Origin of the sequence: Chryseobacterium sp. 1B4 (assembly GCF_036631475.1) — a bacterium.
Lineage (GTDB): Bacteria > Bacteroidota > Bacteroidia > Flavobacteriales > Weeksellaceae > Chryseobacterium.
On record NZ_JAPNUF010000013.1, the window covers coordinates 90,582 to 108,945 of the forward strand.

20 protein-coding genes and 3 pseudogenes are annotated in these 18,364 nt (G+C 37.8%); 8 read left to right on the plus strand and 15 right to left on the minus strand.

Annotated elements, in window-relative coordinates:
* Window positions 1–128: 128 nt before the first annotated feature.
* A pseudogene (gene msrB / locus OWR28_RS25910) lies at window positions 129–1,101 on the plus strand (peptide-methionine (R)-S-oxide reductase MsrB).
* Between the two features lie 32 nt (window positions 1,102–1,133).
* Here the strand turns inward: msrB and OWR28_RS25915 are convergent.
* The 5 genes from OWR28_RS25915 to OWR28_RS25935 form a co-directional block, all read right to left on the minus strand.
* Window positions 1,134–1,511, minus strand: coding sequence for a hypothetical protein (locus tag OWR28_RS25915; protein ID WP_332389095.1), 378 nt, complete (start codon window positions 1,509–1,511; stop codon window positions 1,134–1,136).
* A 72-nt stretch (window positions 1,512–1,583) separates the two neighbouring features.
* The gene (locus tag OWR28_RS25920; RefSeq protein WP_332389096.1) at window positions 1,584–1,781 is read right to left on the minus strand and encodes a hypothetical protein; all 198 of its coding nucleotides are present in this window, start codon (window positions 1,779–1,781) and stop codon (window positions 1,584–1,586) included.
* A 125-nt stretch (window positions 1,782–1,906) separates the two neighbouring features.
* Window positions 1,907–2,542, minus strand: a complete 636-nt coding sequence (locus OWR28_RS25925) for a DUF2705 family protein (protein ID WP_332389097.1) — start codon at window positions 2,540–2,542, stop codon at window positions 1,907–1,909.
* Window positions 2,539–2,751, minus strand: a complete 213-nt coding sequence (locus OWR28_RS25930) for a hypothetical protein (protein WP_332389098.1) — start codon at window positions 2,749–2,751, stop codon at window positions 2,539–2,541. The genes OWR28_RS25925 and OWR28_RS25930 overlap by 4 nt, the downstream gene beginning before the upstream one ends.
* 2 nt (window positions 2,752–2,753) lie before the next feature.
* Window positions 2,754–3,656 carry an ATP-binding cassette domain-containing protein gene (locus OWR28_RS25935; RefSeq protein WP_332389099.1) on the minus strand — a complete coding sequence of 301 codons (903 nt, stop codon included), beginning with the start codon at window positions 3,654–3,656 and terminating at the stop codon, window positions 2,754–2,756.
* Between the two features lie 116 nt (window positions 3,657–3,772).
* Between OWR28_RS25935 and OWR28_RS25940 the strand changes: the two genes are divergently transcribed.
* From OWR28_RS25940 to OWR28_RS25955, 4 genes are read left to right on the plus strand one after another with little or no spacing between them, the layout of a single operon-like run.
* Window positions 3,773–4,648, plus strand: a complete 876-nt coding sequence (locus tag OWR28_RS25940; protein WP_332389100.1) for an AAA family ATPase — start codon at window positions 3,773–3,775, stop codon at window positions 4,646–4,648.
* Window positions 4,597–5,124, plus strand: coding sequence for a hypothetical protein (locus tag OWR28_RS25945; protein WP_332389101.1), 528 nt, complete (start codon window positions 4,597–4,599; stop codon window positions 5,122–5,124). Before OWR28_RS25940 ends, OWR28_RS25945 begins: the two co-directional genes overlap by 52 nt.
* Before the next feature lie 48 nt (window positions 5,125–5,172).
* Window positions 5,173–6,279, plus strand: coding sequence for an NAD(P)/FAD-dependent oxidoreductase (locus OWR28_RS25950; protein WP_332389102.1), 1,107 nt, complete (start codon window positions 5,173–5,175; stop codon window positions 6,277–6,279).
* 59 nt (window positions 6,280–6,338) lie between these two features.
* The gene (locus tag OWR28_RS25955; protein WP_332389103.1) at window positions 6,339–6,581 is read left to right on the plus strand and encodes a hypothetical protein; all 243 of its coding nucleotides are present in this window, start codon (window positions 6,339–6,341) and stop codon (window positions 6,579–6,581) included.
* 207 nt (window positions 6,582–6,788) lie between these two features.
* On the opposite strand, the gene OWR28_RS25960 is transcribed toward OWR28_RS25955, so the two are convergent.
* Window positions 6,789–6,992, minus strand: coding sequence for a hypothetical protein (locus OWR28_RS25960; RefSeq protein WP_332389104.1), 204 nt, complete (start codon window positions 6,990–6,992; stop codon window positions 6,789–6,791).
* A 240-nt stretch (window positions 6,993–7,232) separates the two neighbouring features.
* Between OWR28_RS25960 and prfB the strand changes: the two genes are divergently transcribed.
* Both prfB and OWR28_RS25970 read left to right on the plus strand, forming a co-directional pair.
* Window positions 7,233–8,344, plus strand: a protein-coding gene (prfB, locus tag OWR28_RS25965) for a peptide chain release factor 2 (protein WP_332389105.1) whose coding sequence is annotated in 2 segments (ribosomal slippage) — window positions 7,233–7,542 and window positions 7,542–8,344 — 1,113 coding nt in all. Because the reading frame shifts where the segments join, the coding sequence is not laid out codon by codon here.
* A gap of 86 nt (window positions 8,345–8,430) precedes the next feature.
* Window positions 8,431–9,130: pseudogene (locus OWR28_RS25970) on the plus strand (DedA family protein).
* Window positions 9,131–9,381: 251 nt separating this feature from the next.
* Here OWR28_RS25970 and OWR28_RS25975 read toward each other — a convergent pair.
* The 4 genes from OWR28_RS25975 to OWR28_RS25990 are packed head-to-tail and all read right to left on the minus strand — an operon-like array spanning window position 9,382 to window position 10,813.
* Entirely contained in the window at window positions 9,382–9,663 is a 282-nt protein-coding gene (locus tag OWR28_RS25975) for a prolyl oligopeptidase family serine peptidase (protein ID WP_332389106.1), read from the minus strand.
* On the minus strand, window positions 9,657–9,884 hold the full coding sequence (locus OWR28_RS25980) for an alpha/beta fold hydrolase (protein WP_332389107.1): 228 nt from the start codon (window positions 9,882–9,884) through the stop codon (window positions 9,657–9,659). Before OWR28_RS25980 ends, OWR28_RS25975 begins: the two co-directional genes overlap by 7 nt.
* The gene (locus OWR28_RS25985) at window positions 9,881–10,249 is read right to left on the minus strand and encodes a hypothetical protein (RefSeq protein ID WP_332389108.1); all 369 of its coding nucleotides are present in this window, start codon (window positions 10,247–10,249) and stop codon (window positions 9,881–9,883) included. Before OWR28_RS25985 ends, OWR28_RS25980 begins: the two co-directional genes overlap by 4 nt.
* A 21-nt stretch (window positions 10,250–10,270) precedes the next feature.
* The gene (locus OWR28_RS25990; protein ID WP_332389109.1) at window positions 10,271–10,813 is read right to left on the minus strand and encodes a tetratricopeptide repeat protein; all 543 of its coding nucleotides are present in this window, start codon (window positions 10,811–10,813) and stop codon (window positions 10,271–10,273) included.
* 110 nt (window positions 10,814–10,923) lie between these two features.
* On the opposite strand from OWR28_RS25990, the gene OWR28_RS25995 reads away from it, so the two are divergent.
* Window positions 10,924–11,805: a DUF808 domain-containing protein gene (locus tag OWR28_RS25995; protein ID WP_332389110.1), complete on the plus strand. Its 882-nt coding sequence runs from the start codon at window positions 10,924–10,926 to the stop codon at window positions 11,803–11,805.
* Between the two features lie 146 nt (window positions 11,806–11,951).
* Here OWR28_RS25995 and dnaJ read toward each other — a convergent pair.
* From dnaJ to proS, 5 genes and pseudogenes are all read right to left on the minus strand, one after another.
* A pseudogene (dnaJ, locus tag OWR28_RS26000) lies at window positions 11,952–13,066 on the minus strand (molecular chaperone DnaJ).
* 101 nt (window positions 13,067–13,167) lie between these two features.
* Entirely contained in the window at window positions 13,168–13,707 is a 540-nt protein-coding gene (locus OWR28_RS26005) for a nucleotide exchange factor GrpE (protein WP_332389210.1), read from the minus strand.
* 205 nt (window positions 13,708–13,912) lie between these two features.
* The gene (locus tag OWR28_RS26010) at window positions 13,913–15,247 is read right to left on the minus strand and encodes an Nramp family divalent metal transporter (protein WP_332389111.1); all 1,335 of its coding nucleotides are present in this window, start codon (window positions 15,245–15,247) and stop codon (window positions 13,913–13,915) included.
* A 113-nt stretch (window positions 15,248–15,360) separates the two neighbouring features.
* Complete coding sequence (locus OWR28_RS26015) at window positions 15,361–16,692, minus strand: OmpA family protein (protein WP_332389112.1); 1,332 nt, start codon at window positions 16,690–16,692, stop codon at window positions 15,361–15,363.
* Window positions 16,693–16,810: 118 nt separating this feature from the next.
* The gene (gene proS, locus OWR28_RS26020; protein WP_332389113.1) at window positions 16,811–18,286 is read right to left on the minus strand and encodes a proline--tRNA ligase; all 1,476 of its coding nucleotides are present in this window, start codon (window positions 18,284–18,286) and stop codon (window positions 16,811–16,813) included.
* Window positions 18,287–18,364: the final 78 nt, after the last annotated feature.

Consider the following 18,364-nt stretch of genomic DNA (forward strand, 5'->3'; position numbering starts at 1 on the left):
TCAATATGAAAAATATATTAATCGTACTCGGAATCATTCTGGGTATCGCAGTATTTGCTGCAGGATCGGGACTGTTTAAGAAAACGAAGCCCGGCATAGTGGAAGTAAAAAAAGAAAATGAAAAAATTATGGATAGTAAAAACGTTAGAGAGATTTATTTTGCAGGTGGATGTTTCTGGGGAACAGAACATTTTTTTCAACAGATTCGTGGAGTGGTAGGAACAGAAGTGGGGTACGCCAACGGGAATACTCAAAATCCTACCTATGAAGAAGTGGTGAGCCATACAACAGGTTTTGCAGAAACCGTAAAAGTAAAGTATGATCCGGAACAGGTAGATCTGAAACTGTTGATTGATCTGTATTTTAAAACTATTGATCCTACCAGTAAAGATCAGCAGGGAAATGACAGAGGAAACCAGTACAGAACCGGGATCTATTTCACCAACAAATCCGATGAAGCGGTAGTAAAAGATGAAGTTCAGAAGCTGGCAAAAAATTACAGCAAGCCGATATTGGTAGAGACTATTCCGTTGAAAAACTTCTACAAAGCAGAAGACTATCATCAGATTATCTGGACAAAAATCCGGGCGGATATTGTCACATTGAACCGGGACTTTTTGAAATGGCAAAAAAGCCAATCCTCTTCCAAAACCGGCCTATCAAAAACAGGATAAAAAAGTTTTGAAAGAAAAACTGACTGCAGAACAATATAACGTTACCCAGGAAAACGGTACAGAAAGACCTTTCCAAAACGAATACTGGAATGAAACCCGTGAAGGAATTTATGTGGATATCACCACAGGAGAGCCATTGTTTGTTTCTACAGATAAATTTGAATCCGGATGTGGATGGCCAAGTTTTTCAAAACCGATTACAAAAAGCCTGATTGAAGAAAAAATGGACCGTTCCCACGGGATGACAAGGGTAGAGGTAAGAAGTAAAACCGGTGATGCCCATTTAGGACACGTTTTTACAGATGGCCCGCAAGATAAAGGAGGACTTCGTTACTGTATCAACAGTGCCTCTCTGAAATTTATTCCAAAAGCAGAAATGGAAAGTAAAGGATACGGAAAATATCTTCCGTTGTTAGATAAAAAGTAATGTGAAAGGAAGGCTGCCGAATGGCAGCCTTTTTATGTATGAGTTTGAAATCTTTCTTTGATGCTGAACATGGAGATATTCAGAAATATAAGGAATCCAAAAATAATGTAGGAAGTTTCTCTGGAAGCGGTTGTAAACAGGTTAAAGATTTTTCCATAGCAGGTAAATTCGAAAATATCTGCAGTTTCTCCAGGTCCCCCATCTATAGTATCGTTACAAAGCAAACATTCATATTCAGGATATTGTAATTTAGGATCAATATAGCAAAAAACAGCAAAAATATGTCCCGTTTTCTCTACATCAACTGCATACTGCTCTTGTTTAGCTATTGCCAGATCGTTTAAAACTGAGACAAAATCACCATACGTATTATTTTGATCTAAAATAAATTCAATACCAGACTCTTTCATTTCTTTTCTGGAGATTTTTCAATTCTGAAACATATAAATTTGAATTTTCTTTAGCTGTACCGGGGGCTATTTTTATTTTTTGTAATTCCAGTTCCGTGCAGGTTCGAAACTTGCTAAAGTATTTTTAATCCCTTCTCTTTCTTTGGCAGGAAGTCCGATGTCAATAACAGAAACGTTAATGTTTTCAAACTTCTGATTTCCATAATACCAAAACAGAACAGGAATCAGTAGGGCACTGATCAATCCCGGAAAGTAGTATATTTTTTTCATGGTTAGTTTTTTAAAAGGATTGAATGAAAATTTTAAGCCAAAAAAAGTGATCCGGAAAACGAACCACTTAAAAAGAATCTTTACATATTTTAATAATTAAATCTTTTAATCTTCAGCACAGAAAACTACCAATCCCTTTTTCTCAGGATCCAATATGATCCGAATATAAAAACACCACACCACACCAGACAGGCAATAAGACTTTCCGTAGGGTAGTGGAATTCATATTTTACACCCATCATTTTGGCCATATTTAATCTCATCATTGGATTTGGAATAAGGTTAGACATACTCTCCAATGGCAAAAGATGCGTGATAAAGAAATCATTCTGAAGAATCTCATTTCTTTGCGGGCCCTGCATTCCTTTTACTTTTGAGAATACTTCAACAGCTGTTAAAATCCCCTCACCAATCCAGAAAACAAAAAGAGCGAGAAATACAAAAATTGATTTTCTCAGTAAAACGGACAGGAACATTAAGAAGCAGAAGAAAGTGAATAGCTTGGCAAAGTAGTTTCCGATGAAGAAAATTTCAGCAAAAACCTTTGCAGATTCCGTTGTATTCGAATATTGATATCCCAGAAATAAAGTAATTCCCAATACAATGGCTGTTGAAACAATGGTGAAAATACTTATCGTCAGTAATTTTGAAGTAATGAATTCTTTTCTGCTCAGCCCATCAATCGTATTCTGTTTGAACATTCTGTTGCTGAACTCCTGTGAAATGGAGAAAACAATAATCAGTCCCAGGAAGATTTTCAATAAGGCAACAATCCAGGTGGTGAAGTTCCAGATTTCCGGGAAATTATAAATCCCCTGTTCTTTAAGTTAACAGTCCCTCCCAAAACATCAAAGTCTACCAATCCAATGAAAAGCAAAGCAATAAGAATGGCGAAATAAAGTATCGTAAAAACCTTGAATGGCTTATAATTCAGGTTTTTGTAGTATTCCAGTTTTAATAATTTTATCATGATTAATTCGTGTTTTTTACAAGTTCAAGGAATTGAGATTCAAGGGACAGTTTTTTCTTCGTCAGATGGGAAAGATAAATTCCTTTCTCTGCCAGCTTCTGATTCATTGCCGAAGCTGAAATTGAAGCATCATCACGGATCTGAGCTTTGATAAGATCACCCTCCTGATTGATGGAAGAGAACCATTGAAGTTCATTCAAAGCATTTAAAAGCAAAGTGTTGTTGTCTGCTTTTAATTCGAAATACCCATTGTTGGAGGTCATTTCATCCACTCTTCCGCAGTAAATGGAATTTCCTTCTTTCAATACAATTACATGGCTGCAGATTTTTTCAATTTCATCCAGAAGATGGCTTGCAATAATAATGGTGATGCCTTGTTTGGCAATATCGCTGATGATTTCTCTGATCTGTATGATCCCTTCGGGGTCCAGTCCGTTGGTAGGCTCGTCTAAAATCAATACTTCCGGATTGTTCAGCATGGCAGAAGCAATGGCAAGACGCTGTTTCATCCCCAAAGAAAAAGTTTTGAAAGCATCTTTTCTTCTTTCGTACAGATTAACGGTTTTCAGAACTTCATCAATCCTTGAATAGGGAGTATTTTTAATTTCTGCAACAATCTTAAGGTTGGTTTCCGCACTTAAGTAAGGATAAAAGTTAGGCTGTTCAATAATAGCCCCGATCTTTTTTAAGGTGTCCGGATCGGTTCCCTTTTTTCCAAACCAGAACCAGTCGCCGTTGGTAGGGTTGATGGTTGAAAGCAGCATTCCAAAAGTTGTGGATTTTCCACTTCCGTTTGGCCCCAGAAGCCCATAAACATTGCCTTTTTCGACGTCAAAAGAAATATTGTTGACCACAACTCTTTTGAATTTCTTCGTCAAATTTTTTACTGATAAAATCTTTTCCATGTAATTTGTTTTACATAGTAGTAGTCTATATAAATTAGAGAATGTTACAGAATTATTATAAATCAATATTAATTTAAGGGTAAATACATTAAATTTGATAGAATTAATCAACAGTTATGAAGCTAATTGAACTGGCAGAAGAATTAAATGTATCTGCAGAAGCCATCAAACAGTTTATTCAGGATTTTGATCTTGAACTGGTAGACTGTATCAGTACCAACTTTGAGGTAAAGAAAGATTTTGAAAAGTTTGCCCGTGAAAATGTAGATTTTCTAAGGTTATACGAAAAAGATCTTGATAAAAATAAGACCCTGGAGCAGATTGCAGAAGTGATCAAGCAGCCAAAAGACAAGGTTGAAAAGGTCATCAAAGATAATAACCTTAATATTTTCGATAACGGTTTTTTCAAATCTTCTGTATCAAGTTATGGAATTGATAATAAACTGGGAGGAAACTATCAGTTTGTGTATGATTATTTCGGGCATAAAACCAGTCTGCAGCAAAGAGATTTCATAGGATACAGGGACCTGTTTTTTTATACCTCCACTGTTTTGGAACCCTTCCTCAATCCGCAGCAGATCAAGGATTGGGGAATCAACAAACCGGCAGGAATTATCCTGTATGGGCCTCCCGGAAGCGGTAAGATATTCTGGGCCAACAAGATTGCTGAAATCATCGGTTATCAGTTTAAAGAAGTCAAAAAACACTATCTCGGAACTTCATTGATTGACGGCAACGAAATCAATTTCAGTGATTTTCTGCTGAGCATGATGAAGGAAAATAAAATGCTTCTTTTCATGGATGATTTTGACGAAATTATGATGCAGCGAAAAGCAGAGACGGATGTTGCTTCCTGTAATCTGGAAGCGCAGGAGCTTATTCTTCATTATATCAGCAAATTTGAAAAAGAAGGAGTTCTGATGGTAGGCTCAGCTAATTTGTGGCAGAAATTGATGAGGAAATTCTGGCACCCGGAAGATTTGATGTGCTGATCCCTGTTTTTCCTCCTAATGCTTCTGAACGTTCTGAAATTATTCTTTATGCCATGACAAGAGGTCTTGAGGAAGATTCTTTATTGTATAAAATCCTTAAAAACAACAAAGCGGATAAAATTCCTTTCTGGCATGACATCTCTTCAAAGATGAAGGCATTCAGCAATACCATGCTGATCGACTTTACCCAAAGCTTAAAGAAAAGGATTAAAAACCTTTACCAGAAAACCAGAAACGAAAAACTGAAGATCGACCAGAATCTTTTAAACGGTGCCTTAAGGGATGCCGGATCCAAGCTCACTGAAGAATATCTTGATCAGGTAGCAAGATTCCTGGCTGATGTAATTATCAATAATTTTGATGATTTTCAGTTCAGAATTCAGGCATTGAAAAATGAACTGGAAACCTACAGAGTAGTGGAAGAGCCACAAAGAGCCATCGGTTTTCAACATAATGATGGGGGAGATAAAGGGTAATCGTTCGATGTTTAAAGTTTAAGGTTTTATAAAAATCACTCATTATTTATGAACAGCATCTGGGAGCTGGACACTTTCTATAGGAAAAGAGATGTTATCATCATAGGGTCAGGATTTTCCGGACTCTGGACTGCGATAGCTGTCAAAGAGAAATATCCTGAAAAATCTGTTGTAATTGTTGAAAGAAGCGCTATTCCGTTAGGCGCTTCAACAAGAAATGCAGGGTTTGCCTGTTTTGGAAGCCTTACCGAAATCATTGCTGATTCTGAGAAAATGGGCTGGGAAAAAACACTGGAGCTTGTTACAATGAGATTTGATGGGCTTCAGAAAATTCAGCATTATTTTAAAAATGATGAAATTGATTTTGAACTTGAAGGAGGTTATGAAATTGTAAATAATGAAGGACCTTTAACTCATATCGATAGTGTTAATGAAAAACTGAAATCAATAACCGGACTGGATAAAACGTATATTCCGAAACAGGATAAAATACAGGAATTCGGACTTGAAAAATCTGAATTCCTGATAGAAAACCCATGTGAAGGAAGCCTTCATTCGGGGAAACTGTTACAAAAGCTGCTGGAAAAATGTTATGAATTGAAGGTTGAGTTTTTATTCGGAACAGAAGTCCTGAAGATTGAAGAAAGAGCAGAAAATGCTGAGGTTTATCTTTCCGGCAATGTTTCAGTAACAGCTGGTAAAGTAATTTATTGTACCAATGCTTTCACATCAAAGTTTTTGGTAAAAGAAAATATCGCTCCTGCCCGTGGACAGGTTATTTTGACAGAACCGATAGACGGTTTGAAGCTTAAAGGAACGTTCCATTATGATGAAGGGTATTATTATTTCAGAAATCTAGGAAACAGGATATTGCTGGGCGGTGGAAGAAATCAGGATTTTAAAACCGAAGAAACCACTGCTTTTGAAACCACAGAATTTCTGCAGAATCACCTGGAAAACTTTTTAAGAGAAGTTATTCTTCCTCATAAAGACTTTAAAATTGCACTCCGCTGGTCAGGAATAATGGCAATGGGTCCGGAAAAAACACCTATTGTAAAACAGGTTTCTGAAAGACAGTTTTGCGCCGTTAGGCTTTCAGGAATGGGAGTAGCTTTAGCCCCCAAAATTGGTGAGATGATAGCAGAAATGATATAAATACTACGTTGATACTCATGAAATACTTACCATTTGAACGTATTACTTACAAAACAAACTTGTCTGAACAGGAAGTTTTAACAAGACTTTCCGGTTTTGTAGAACCTAAAAAATTTGGTTTGGGAAAGAATTATATAAAAGACTATGAAGGATCTGTGAATAATAATAGCTTTGAAATAAGCAGAGTTATTCAGTATAGAAATTCTTTTCTTCCCCAGATAAACGGTAGAATTCAAAATGAAAATAACGGAACCCAGATACAGGTAACCATGTCGCTACATGCATTTGTCTTCTTTTTTTAATAGTCTGGTGCTCATTTGCCCTGATTTTCTTCATAGGTGTTTCTCTAAGAGCTATAAGAGAAAAAGAAATAGCGGTAGAGCTTTTTCTTCCTTTAGGCATGCTCCTGTTTGTCTACGCTTTAACTATGGCAGGGTTCAAATCGGAAAGTAAACAAGCAAAAGAATATCTTAGAAGAAGTTTTGAAGCTGAAATTATCAATGAGTGATTTAGCTGTTTTCCCACCACTTTAAAATAGGTTTTGCAATGTCTTCAGCAATAAACTCAGACCTGTAAAGACCGTAAGTGACTCCCAACTCGGTTTCTATAATATTTTCCAGCTTTTCCTGATCAGCTCCTTTTTCCAGTTGTTGAAGAAGCTTTTCTGTTAAGTGGTCAAAACTGTTTTTAGAAAGACCAGGCATTATATTCATTGAAATAATAAGCTTTTTTAACTGAGCAAAATTTCCCTTACGCTGATTAATCCAATCATTGATTTGATATCCATTTAACCTGTTTTAAAGTATAAATATAAAGGAAAAATATTTTGTCTTCTTTAAATTTCAAATTCAGACCTTGAACTCCATCTCGGAACCCGAACTTCGGATCCAAAACTTTAACCCGCCTCTCTCCACTCTAAAAGAATTCCTTATTTTTGCAAAAAAGAAACATTCGTGATTAACAACGACCAGATAAAAGAAGTTCAATCCAGAATTGAAGATTTACACAGGTATCTTCAGATTGAGAAAAAGAAGATTGAAATAGCCAATGATGATGAAAAAACTGCGGCTCCGGAATTTTGGGACAATCCAAAAACGGCTGAAGCATTTTTAAAACAGCTTCGTTCCAAGAAAAAATGGGTAGAAAGCTATGATGAGATTCAGACACAGTTTGAAGATCTGCAGGTATTGGCTGACTTTGCCAAAGAAGATCCGGATTCTGAAAAAGAACTGGATGAAACATTTCCGCAATTGGTGGAAAAATTGAAGACCTTGAATTCAAGAATATGCTTTCCAATGAAGGGGATGAGCTTTCTGCCGTTCTTCAGATTACAGCAGGAGCAGGAGGAACAGAAAGTTGTGACTGGGCATCCATGCTGATGAGAATGTATACCATGTGGGCAGAAAAGCAGGGGTATAAAATCCGTGAACTGAACTTCCAGGAAGGTGATGTAGCAGGAGTGAAAACTGTAACCCTTGAAATTGAAGGGGAATATGCTTTCGGATATCTGAAGGGAGAAAACGGAGTTCACAGACTGGTAAGAATATCACCTTTTGACAGTAATGCGAAGCGTCATACGAGCTTTGTTTCCGTGTATGTTTATCCTTTGGTGGATGATACCATCGAGATCAATATCAACCCGGCCGATATCAGTTTTGAAACCATGAGAGCTTCCGGAGCCGGAGGGCAGAACGTAAACAAGGTGGAAACCGCTGTACGTCTTCGTCACGCTCCAACCGGCATTATCATCGAAAACTCCGAATCCCGTTCCCAGCTTCAGAATAAAGAAAAAGCCATGCAGCTCTTACGTTCAAGGCTTTACGAAATGGAACTGGAAGAACGTATGAAAGCCAGAAACGAGATAGAAGCCAACAAAATGAAGATCGAGTGGGGAAGCCAGATCAGAAATTACGTCATGCACCCTTACAAGCTGGTAAAAGATGTACGCTCAGGACATGAAACGTCAGATGTGGATGCTGTTATGAACGGTAATATCACTCCTTTCCTGAAAGCATTCTTAATGGCCGATGGGACGGCAGTTTCCGATGATGACCTCGACTTATAAAAATCATGTTTGAATTTTAGTTAAAATCTTATAATTAATTTTTGTTTCAGACATTTTAGACCTATTTTTGTTGTTCATCGATATTTATGGAAGATTTCAATAGCTGGAAGGATTTATTAAACCCTGAGTTTTATATTAAAATGGGAGGGTTTTGGCTTATTTTGTTTATCGTATTTGCTGAAACAGGGCTTTTGTAGGATTTTTCCTGCCGGGAGATTCACTTTTATTCGTTTCAGGGATTTATGCCGTTGAAATTATCAAAGAGACTTTTGGCTCTACAGGGAGCGATTTCTTAGATACTACACTATTAGCTTCAGGAGTAGCCCTTGCAGCCGTTATTGGAAATGAAGTGGGATATTATTTCGGAAGAAAGGCTGGACCAGCTTTGTATAAAAGACCAGATTCAATGCTTTTCAAAAGAAATATCTTTATCAGGCACATGATTTCTTTGAAAAACACGGAGCGCTGGCAGTGATTATGGCAAGGTTTTTACCAGTTGTAAGAACATTTACCCCTATTGTAGCCGGTATCGTGAAGATGGACAAAAAAGAATTTTTAAGAGATAATATTATTGGTGCCGTATTATGGTCGTTCATTCTGATCTTTGCAGGACATTATCTGGATAAGCTCTTTATGGAACAGTTTGGAATCAACCTAAAAGAAAAACTGGAGTATATCATTATTGTAATTGTATTGGTAACTACACTTCCGGTAATCATCAAGTTTGTTTTCGGAAAAAGGAAGATTTATCCAAATACGAAGATCAGGACTTTGAATAAGAATTAGATTCAATCAAAAATATAGAGCCGTCTCAATATGAGATGGCTTTTTTATTGCTTAAACGCAAAGATTAATTTGTATTGAGTATTCTTTTAAGAGCACAAAGGCAGAAATCAATGAAATTGATTCTTTCTAAGTGTATGGAGATATATTCGTTAGCTTCATCAGTGACAAAGTCACTTCTCTTTGCTCTTAAAACGGAACGGTGGAATCATTTTAACCTCTGCGTTAAATAAAATAAAGTCCCTTCAGGAGTTTTATTCTTTGATCCATTCCAGGATATTAGGATAAATAATACTGTCTCTTTTTCTTTTACTGAAGAACCTTGGTGCATGCCCTGCTCCTTTCATAAAGACAAATTTGTGCGGAACATTCATCCGGGTAAGCGCCGAATCCATGGCAATTCCCTGATGCTGATTGACCAGGACATCATTGTTTCCCTGAAATAACAGTGTAGGAACATTGGTAATATTTGCAATAGGGCTGGCTGCCTTAAAGGCTTCGGAAACATTTTTGCGGTCGAATTTGGTACCTACCACTTTCTGGATAGTAGGAGAGGTATATTTTGAATAAAAGGATTTAAGATATTGCGAACTGAAAAATCTGTTGGTCCACTTAGTGAAATGATTTTTTTGATCTGTTCGGGATGCTGGTATCCGTAAAGAAGAGCCAGATGCCCGCCGGCACTCTCCCCCAGAAGGATATAATTATTGGGCTGAAGCTGAGCTTTATCCGTGAGTGAATTAAATTTTTCAATCACCTGGCCAATATCCTCAAGCTGTTGCTTGTAAGTGATTTTTTCTTTGCAGAAACCAATCTATAATTCATATTGATGCTTGGAATCCTGTTTTCAAAAAGCATTTTCTGAATCTGGATCATATGCTCTTTTTTACCTAAACTCCAGGCTCCGCCATGAACGATAAGAACGACAGGAGTATCTTCAGCATAATCTTTGGGAAGAAAGACATCCATTTTCTGCCTTTTATGCTCACCATATTTGAGATTATAGATTTTCTGCTGGCCTCCGGGGCCTACCCAGACTCTGAATTTCGTATTGCAGGACTGCAGCACGAAGCCAATGCATCCCATCACGAAAAAATGATACCTGAGAATGAGTTTTTTCATAGAATCAAAAATAAAGAAATATTATGGCAATTCTTTATACACAGCATTTGCATAACGGTAAAGAGACTGGCTGTATCGTGGTAAATGATGTGAAATTGCCTTTAGGGTTAGTGATAAAGCTTCCTCATACATTCCCGCTGAAGAAAGGGATAGTGCTAAAAAAGAATCTACCGCATCATTCAGCTCATCAGAATAACGGGCTTTTTCTTCCCTTAAAATACGGATGCTTTCCTCTGTTTTTCCGTTATTTCTTAAGGTACTTGCCAGCTGGATTCTTGCTCTCCTTCTTCGTAAGCCGGTTAATCCCTGATCCAATGCTGATCTGTACAAAGGCTCTGCTTCCTTTTCATGTCCGGTGGAGTCAAAAGCACACGCTCTTTCAAAATCAGCAATAGCCTGATCATCCTTAATGGTAAGCAATTCTACATGATTTTCAATTTGCTGAATAAACTCTTCATCGCTTATCGTTCCAAGTTTTAGCCATATACTTTGTAATTGGGTTTCCCAGTTTTCATCCATCGGATAGATTTTAAACAAAGATATAAAATATTGAAAGCTAAGCATTGTTTAATCGATCTTATAATTTTCAAAATTATTGTCAGATTATGAATTCAAAAACGGAATTAAATATTTATTTTTGCTGAACTTAACAAAGATTAAAAAATTATTAAAATATGGCATCAGGCTTTTTTGCAATTTTAGATGATATTGCAGCATTGATGGATGATGTAGCGGTTACCAGTAAGATTGCTACACAAAAGACAGCGGGAATTTTAGGAGATGACCTGGCCGTAAATGCAGAAAAAGCTACGGGCTTTCTTTCTTCAAGAGAACTTCCTGTGCTGTGGGCTATTACCAAAGGTTCATTTATCAACAAACTGATTATTCTTCCCATCGCTTTTCTGCTCAACTGGCTCTATAAGCCGGCTATTGAAATGATTCTTATTTTAGGTGGAATCTATCTTGCCTTTGAAGGAGTGGAAAAGATTATAGAATTCCTGTTTCACCGTTCCAAAAAAGGACATGAAGTCATTAAAGAAAGTGATGAAGAAGAAAATTCCGAAGCCTCTGAAAAAGCGAAAATAAACTCAGCCATCAGAACAGATTTTATCCTTTCCATTGAGATTGTAATTATTGCATTGGGAACTGTTATTCAGCAGGAACACCCGCTCCTTACACAGATTTTAACAGTAACTTTTGTATCATTTTTGGCAACGGTTGGGGTGTATGGAATTGTAGCATTGATCGTGAGAATGGATGATGCCGGTTTCAGCCTGATCAGAAAAAGTCATGATAAAGGATTTTTTTCCAAGATCGGACATTTATTGGTAAAAGCATTGCCCGTTATTATTAAACTTCTGGGAATTGTGGGAACTGTTGCTCTGATCCTGGTTTCAGGCGGTATTTTTGCTCACAATATTCATTACCTGCATGAATTGCTTCCAACATGGCCGGCTATGCTGAAAGAGTTTACATTTGGTCTTGTAGGAGGGATTGCTGCAGTAGCAGTATTCACTTTAGGAAAATCAATTTATTCCCTGGCAACAAAAAAATAAACAGAATTAGAATTAAATAACCAAAAAATCCTGTACCGGAAAGGGTGCAGGATTTTTTATGATGTGGCTGAAATATAATTTAAAACCTTTCGATGCTAAATTTTGAACAAAGAAAAAGAGACTTGTAAAAAGTCTCTTTTTCTATATTAATTGAATAAATCTTTTACTTTATCAAAAAAAGTTTTTTCCTTTCCGGATGGCTCTGCAACCATTTCTCCGCTGGACATCTGCTTTTCAAAGAAGTCTTTCTGCTCTTTGGTAAGCTTCTGTGGTGTCCATACATTGATGTGGATGAACATGTCTCCTTTACCATAGCTGTCAATACTTGGAAGTCCTTTTCCTGCCAATCTTAAGATCTTTCCGGACTGTGTTCCCGGATCAACAGTGATTTTTACTTTTCCGCCTACTGTAGGGATTTCCTTTTGGTTCCCAAAGCGGCTTCAGCAAATGAAACGTAAAGCTCCTGATGAAGATTATCACCTTCTCTCTTGATGGTTTGATCTATTTCCTCTTCAATGATCACCAATAAATCCCCTGGAGTTCCTCCGAACGGAGCATCATTTCCTTTTCCTCTTACATTCAGCTGGATACCGTCTCTTGCCCCTGCAGGAATATTGATTGTAATTTCCTCTTCATCCTTAACAAGACCCTGTGCATTGGCACCGGCAGGAATTTTATCGGCAACTTTTCCGATTCCCTGACATGTACCACAGGTAGTCTGTGTCTGCATCTGGCCAAACATCGTATTCATTACTTTTATCTGAACACCGGAACCGTTACAGGTAGGACATGTTTTTGAAGTGGCCCCTTCTGCCATCTTCATCTTTTTTACTTTAATGGTTTTTTGAGTTCCGTTTACCATTTCCTCAAGGTTCAGCTTGATTCTGATTCTTAAATTAGAACCTTTTACCTGCTGACGGCCACCGCCGCCACCAAAACCTCCGAAACCGCCTCCGAAAATATCTCCAAACTGACTGAAAATATCTTCCATGTTCATTCCGCCTCCGAAGCCTCCGCCTCCGAAACCACCATTTCCACCCATTCCGGCATGCCCGAACTGGTCGTATCTGGCACGTTTCTGATCGTCGCTCAGAACTTCGTAAGCCTCAGCAGCTTCTTTAAATTTTTCTTCAGCCTCTTTATCCCCTGGATTTTTATCCGGGTGATATTTAATGGCCATTTTACGGTATGCTTTTTTTATTTCGTCGCCTGATGCAGATTTGCTGATCTCAAGAACCTCGTAATAATCTCTTTTTGACATGACAATTTTATAATTGATTGTTGATAAATGATAAAAGATATTGTAAAGCTAATAAGTGAAACATTCATCAATTATCACTCACCATTTATCATTTATGAATTTTAATTTCCTGTTACCACTTTTGCAAAACGGATTACTTTATCATTTAAAGTGTATCCTGTTTCAATAACGTCTACGATCTTTCCTTTCAAATCTTCTGATGGAGCAGGGATTTGGGTAATCGCTTCATGGAAATCAACATCAAAGCTGTCACCAGCCTTTACTTCCATTGTTTTTAAGCCTTTTTCAGTAAGTTTATTCTTGAATTTCTGATAGATCAGTTCTACACCCTGCAGATCAGACGGATTTCCGTTTTTAGCGATTTCTTTTAATGCTCTTTCAAAATCATCTAAAACCCCTAACATTGAAACCATCATCTCCTGGTTGGCATACTGGAAGAATTCCATCTTCTCTTTGCTTGTTCTCTTTTTATAATTCTCGAATTCAGCATACAATCTGATGTAACGGTCTTTTTCTTCTGCCAAAAGTTCTTCCGCAGAAGGAGTAGCTGTCACATTGTCCTGAGGTGTTGCGTCATTCTGAACATTGTTTTCTTCCTGATTATTGATGCTTTCTTCGTTAATATCCTGGTTTTCCATAATTCAATATTTATTTACAGATTGTTTCACAAAGAACCTGCCAAATCTGAAATCTGGACATTAAGGCAGAAAAATGAGCAGCGATGTATGGTGAATTGGTAATTGTCCAGCATTAAGAATTGACTTTGCGAAATAAAAATTGACTATTGACCATTGACCTAACAATGTCCAATAGCCAATTTAAAACTATAGCTGTATTTTTTATTTTTTATTTTCCGGCAAATGTCTGGTAGAGCAGATATAGGTTTAAAACAATAATAATGATGGAAATAATCCAAACACAGATTTTAAGAAAGGGTTTATTGACAAATTCACCCATTTTGGCTTTATCATTGGTGAACATTACCAATGGAACCACTGCAAAACTTAACTGCATAGATAGAATTACCTGGCTTAAAACCAATAACTCTGTCGTTCCCTGCTCGCCGTAAAGTATAGCAACAATAAGTGCAGGAATTACAGCAATAAGCCTTGTGATCAGTCTTCGAAGCCATGGTTTTAATCTGATATTCAGAAATCCTTCCATCACGATCTGACCGGCAAGAGTTCCTGTCAGCGTAGAGTTTTGCCCTGATGCCAACAAAGCAATAGCAAAGGCAATACTTGCCATTGAAGCTCCTAAAATGGGAGTCAGCATTTTATAGGCATCATGAATATCTGCAACATGTTCATTTCCGGTTGTATGGAATGTGGCTGCAGCCAGAATAAGGATTGCTGCATTGATGAAGAAAGCCAGCATCAATGAAACTGTACTGTCGATAGTGGCAAACTTTATAGCTTCTTTTTTCCCTTCTGTATCACGGGCATAATCTCTGGTCTGTACAATACTGCTGTGCAGATACAGGTTGTGGGGCATTACCGTAGCTCCTAAAATCCCGATCGCAATATAAAGCATAGCAGGATTCTGAATAATTTCTTTTTGTGGGACCAACCCTCCCAGAATTTCATTAAACGCAGGTTTGGAAATAACAATTTCGTACATGAAGCAAGCCAGAATAATGAATATAAGCCCGCCTACAATACTCTCGATCCACCGGAAGCCTTTCGCCTGAAGCAAAAGGATAATTAACACATCTACCGTTGTGATAACAATACCCCAGGTCAGCGGAATATGAAATAACAGATTTAAGGCAATCGCAGATCCGATGACTTCGGCGAGATCGCAGGCTGCAATCGCTATTTCACAGAATACCCAGAGTATAAAATTGGTGGTTGGGCTGAAGTGGTCCCTGCAGGCCTGTGCAAGATCTCTTTCGGCAACAACTCCGAGTTTCACAGATAAGTGCTGTAAAACCATTGCAAAAATATTGGAGATAAGAATCACTGAAAGAAGTGTATACCCAAACTGAGCTCCTCCTGCAATATCCGTTGCCCAGTTTCCCGGATCCATATAACCTACGGCAATCATTAATCCCGGTCCTGCAAAGGCAAGATATTTTCTCCAGAAAGTTGCATTTTTAGGTACTTTGATGGATGAATAAACCTCTGATAAGGAATGATTTGTTTTATCTTTTCGCCAGGCGCTTTTTATATTGAAATTCATAAATGTTAGAAATGACTAACAAATTTAATTAAATAAATGTAAACAGAAAAATCATGAGATAAAAAAATCCCGGAAACTATTTTCCGGGATTTAATTTTTATTGAGTCTAAAGATTATTTGGCAAATCTTACAGACATTTTTCTGTCAGCAGCTCTTTCGGCATCAGAAGCTTTTGCGTCAACTTTAGCAAATTTACTTCCGTAGCCTTCAGCACCAAGTACCTGACCTCCAACACCTGCTTTAGCTAAAGCAGATTTGATATAATCAGCTCTTGCCTGGGAAAGTTTAACGTTGGAAGCTTCATTTCCTGTTTTATCAGTGTATCCTCCGATTTTGATTTTTGCATCCGGGAAAGCCTTAAGGATAGCCACTAAGTTATCCAGCTGTCCTTGTGAGCCTGCTTCAAGTTCAGTAGAACTTCCCATTTTGAAATTAACGTGATCGAAGTCGTACCACTTATCTTTCAATGCAGAATCATCAGCTGCATTTTTGTAGCCTCCGGATTTCAGGAATGAAATCATCTGGTCTTCCATTCCGCCTTTGTAACCTTTTAACATTACCCCGTTAAGGTCAATGTTTTCATCAGTTTTAGCGGTTGCCGGTGCAGGTGTTGCTGTTCCTGTAGCAGCAGCTGTATCAGTAGCTGAACCGGCTGCTGTTGAATCAGACGTAGTGGTAGTAGTTGTAGTGGTCTGCTTTTTCTCACACTGTTTCCATAAGAAATAAGCAGCAGCTATTAATAATAAAAGCGGAAGCAACCATTTCCAGATTGAGCCTCCGCCTTGATTATTATTGTTGTTATTTTCAAATCTTTCTCTTACTTCTCTAGCTCCTTCTGAAACATTTTCTCTTGCTGTAGCAACACTTTCAGCGATGTTATCTTTAGCTGTAGAGGTTACTGAAGAAACAGTTTCTTTTGCCTGTCCAAACCAATTTTCAGCTCCTAATCCGAAGGATGCCAAAGAAAGACCTGCAGGCAGGAGAGAAGAAACAATGCCTTTCTGATCATTCAGTAAGCTGGAAATACCTGAAGCCCCCAGATTATTGTCGGCCGCATATTTTCCAACAGTGCCTACTGTAGCTCCGGTCACCAGGTTTAATAAAGAACCTGCAGTGGTGTTACTCACTCCTGAAAAACTGGCTATGGAATTTACCAGTCCGCTTATTTTATCTCCAAATATTGAAGATAGCAAGTTCGAAATAATAGGGTTATTAGACGCTCCGCCTAATAAATTTCCCAAAATTCCACTTGAAGAGGCTTGTGTAATAGCATCCACAACGCCAGGCTTATCTGCATTATTGGCTAATCCTCCTACTACAGCAGGTAATAATCCGCCAATTGCTTTAGAAATACCGGATTCACTTTCTCCAAACTGCGATGCAGCCTGTGAAACCAAAGCGGGACCTAATTGTCCTTTAATTAAATCAATGACATTTAAAGACATAATAATAAATTTTTTTGGATTAATGTTGAGATAAATTTAAACAAAAAATCCGTCCAAATGTCACCTTTTTTGAATATTTCTTTAAAAATTAATGATTTTTTTAAAATCATTAAAATTATTAATAAGCTTTTGCGAATAACACACGTCTTTTAGACGGTTTGCCTGAGATCAGTGAAATACCTTCTTCTATATCATCATCCAAAGGAATACATCTGATGGTTGCCTTTGTTTCTTCCTTGATCTGTTCCTCTTCCTCAGCAGTACCATCCCAGTGAGCATAGATAAATCCTCCTTTCTCTTCCAGAACTTTCTTGAATTCTTCATAAGTATCCACCCTGGTGATATTATTTTTTCTGAATTCAAATGCTTTGTTGTAAATATCCTGCTGAATAGTTTTCAACAGATCTTCGATATAAGAATCAAGTCCTTCGATAGAACGAACTTCTTTTGTCAGATTATCTCTTCTTGCGATTTCAACAGATCTGTTCTCCAGGTCTCTTGGTCCCATGGCGATTCTTACAGGAACTCCTTTCAGTTCGTATTCTGCGAATTTCCATCCTGGTTTGTTCTGAGTATCATTGTCAAATTTCACAGAAATTCCTTTTGCTCTCAGTTTAGCCTGAATACCCAAAGCCACTTCGCTGATTTGTTCCAATTGCTCTTCCCCTTTGAAAATAGGAACTATTACTACCTGAATTGGTGCAAGAGTAGGAGGCAGTACCAATCCGAAATCATCAGAGTGTGTCATAATCAAAGCTCCCATCAGACGGGTTGAAGTTCCCCAGGACGTTGCCCATGCATGTTCAATTTTTCCTTCTTTGTTGGTGAATTTTACATCAAATGCTTTTGCAAAATTCTGACCCAGGAAGTGTGAAGTTCCGGCCTGTAGGGCTTTTCCGTCCTGCATTAATGCTTCAATACAATAAGTTTCATCAGCTCCTGCAAATCTCTCAGAAGGTGTTTTTAACCCCTGGATAACAGGAATAGCCATAAAGTTTTCTGCAAAATCTGCATATACCTTATTCATCTTTTCTGCTTCTTCAACGGCTTCATCTTTTGTAGCGTGAGCAGTGTGCCCTTCCTGCCATAAGAATTCAGCAGTTCTTAGGAAAAGACGTGTTCTCATTTCCCAACGGACAACATTAGCCCATTGGTTGATCAATATCGGTAGGTCTCTGTAAGACTGAATCCAGTTTTTGTATGTGTTCCAGATAATAGCTTCTGAAGTAGGACGAACGATAAGTTCTTCTTCCAGTTTTGCATCCGGGTCCACGATCAGCTTGGATGGGTTATCCGGATCCGTCTTTAATCTGTAGTGGGTAACAACAGCACATTCTTTTGCAAAACCTTCTGCATTCTTTTCCTCTGCCTCAAACAAGCTCTTGGGCACAAAAAGCGGGAAGTATGCGTTAACGTGACCTGTTTCCTTGAATTTCTTATCCATTTCATCACGCATTTTTTCCCAGATCGCATAGCCATACGGTTTGATCACCATACATCCACGCACGCCTGAGTTTTCAGCTAAATCAGCTTTTACAACCAGCTCATTATACCATTTGCTGTAATCTTCGCTTCTTGAGGTTAATTTTGCCATTATTTTTTTTAATTTTTTTAACTTTTGTACATTATTGTTATCTAAAAATAAAAATCTATTTTTGATAGATTTTTTTAC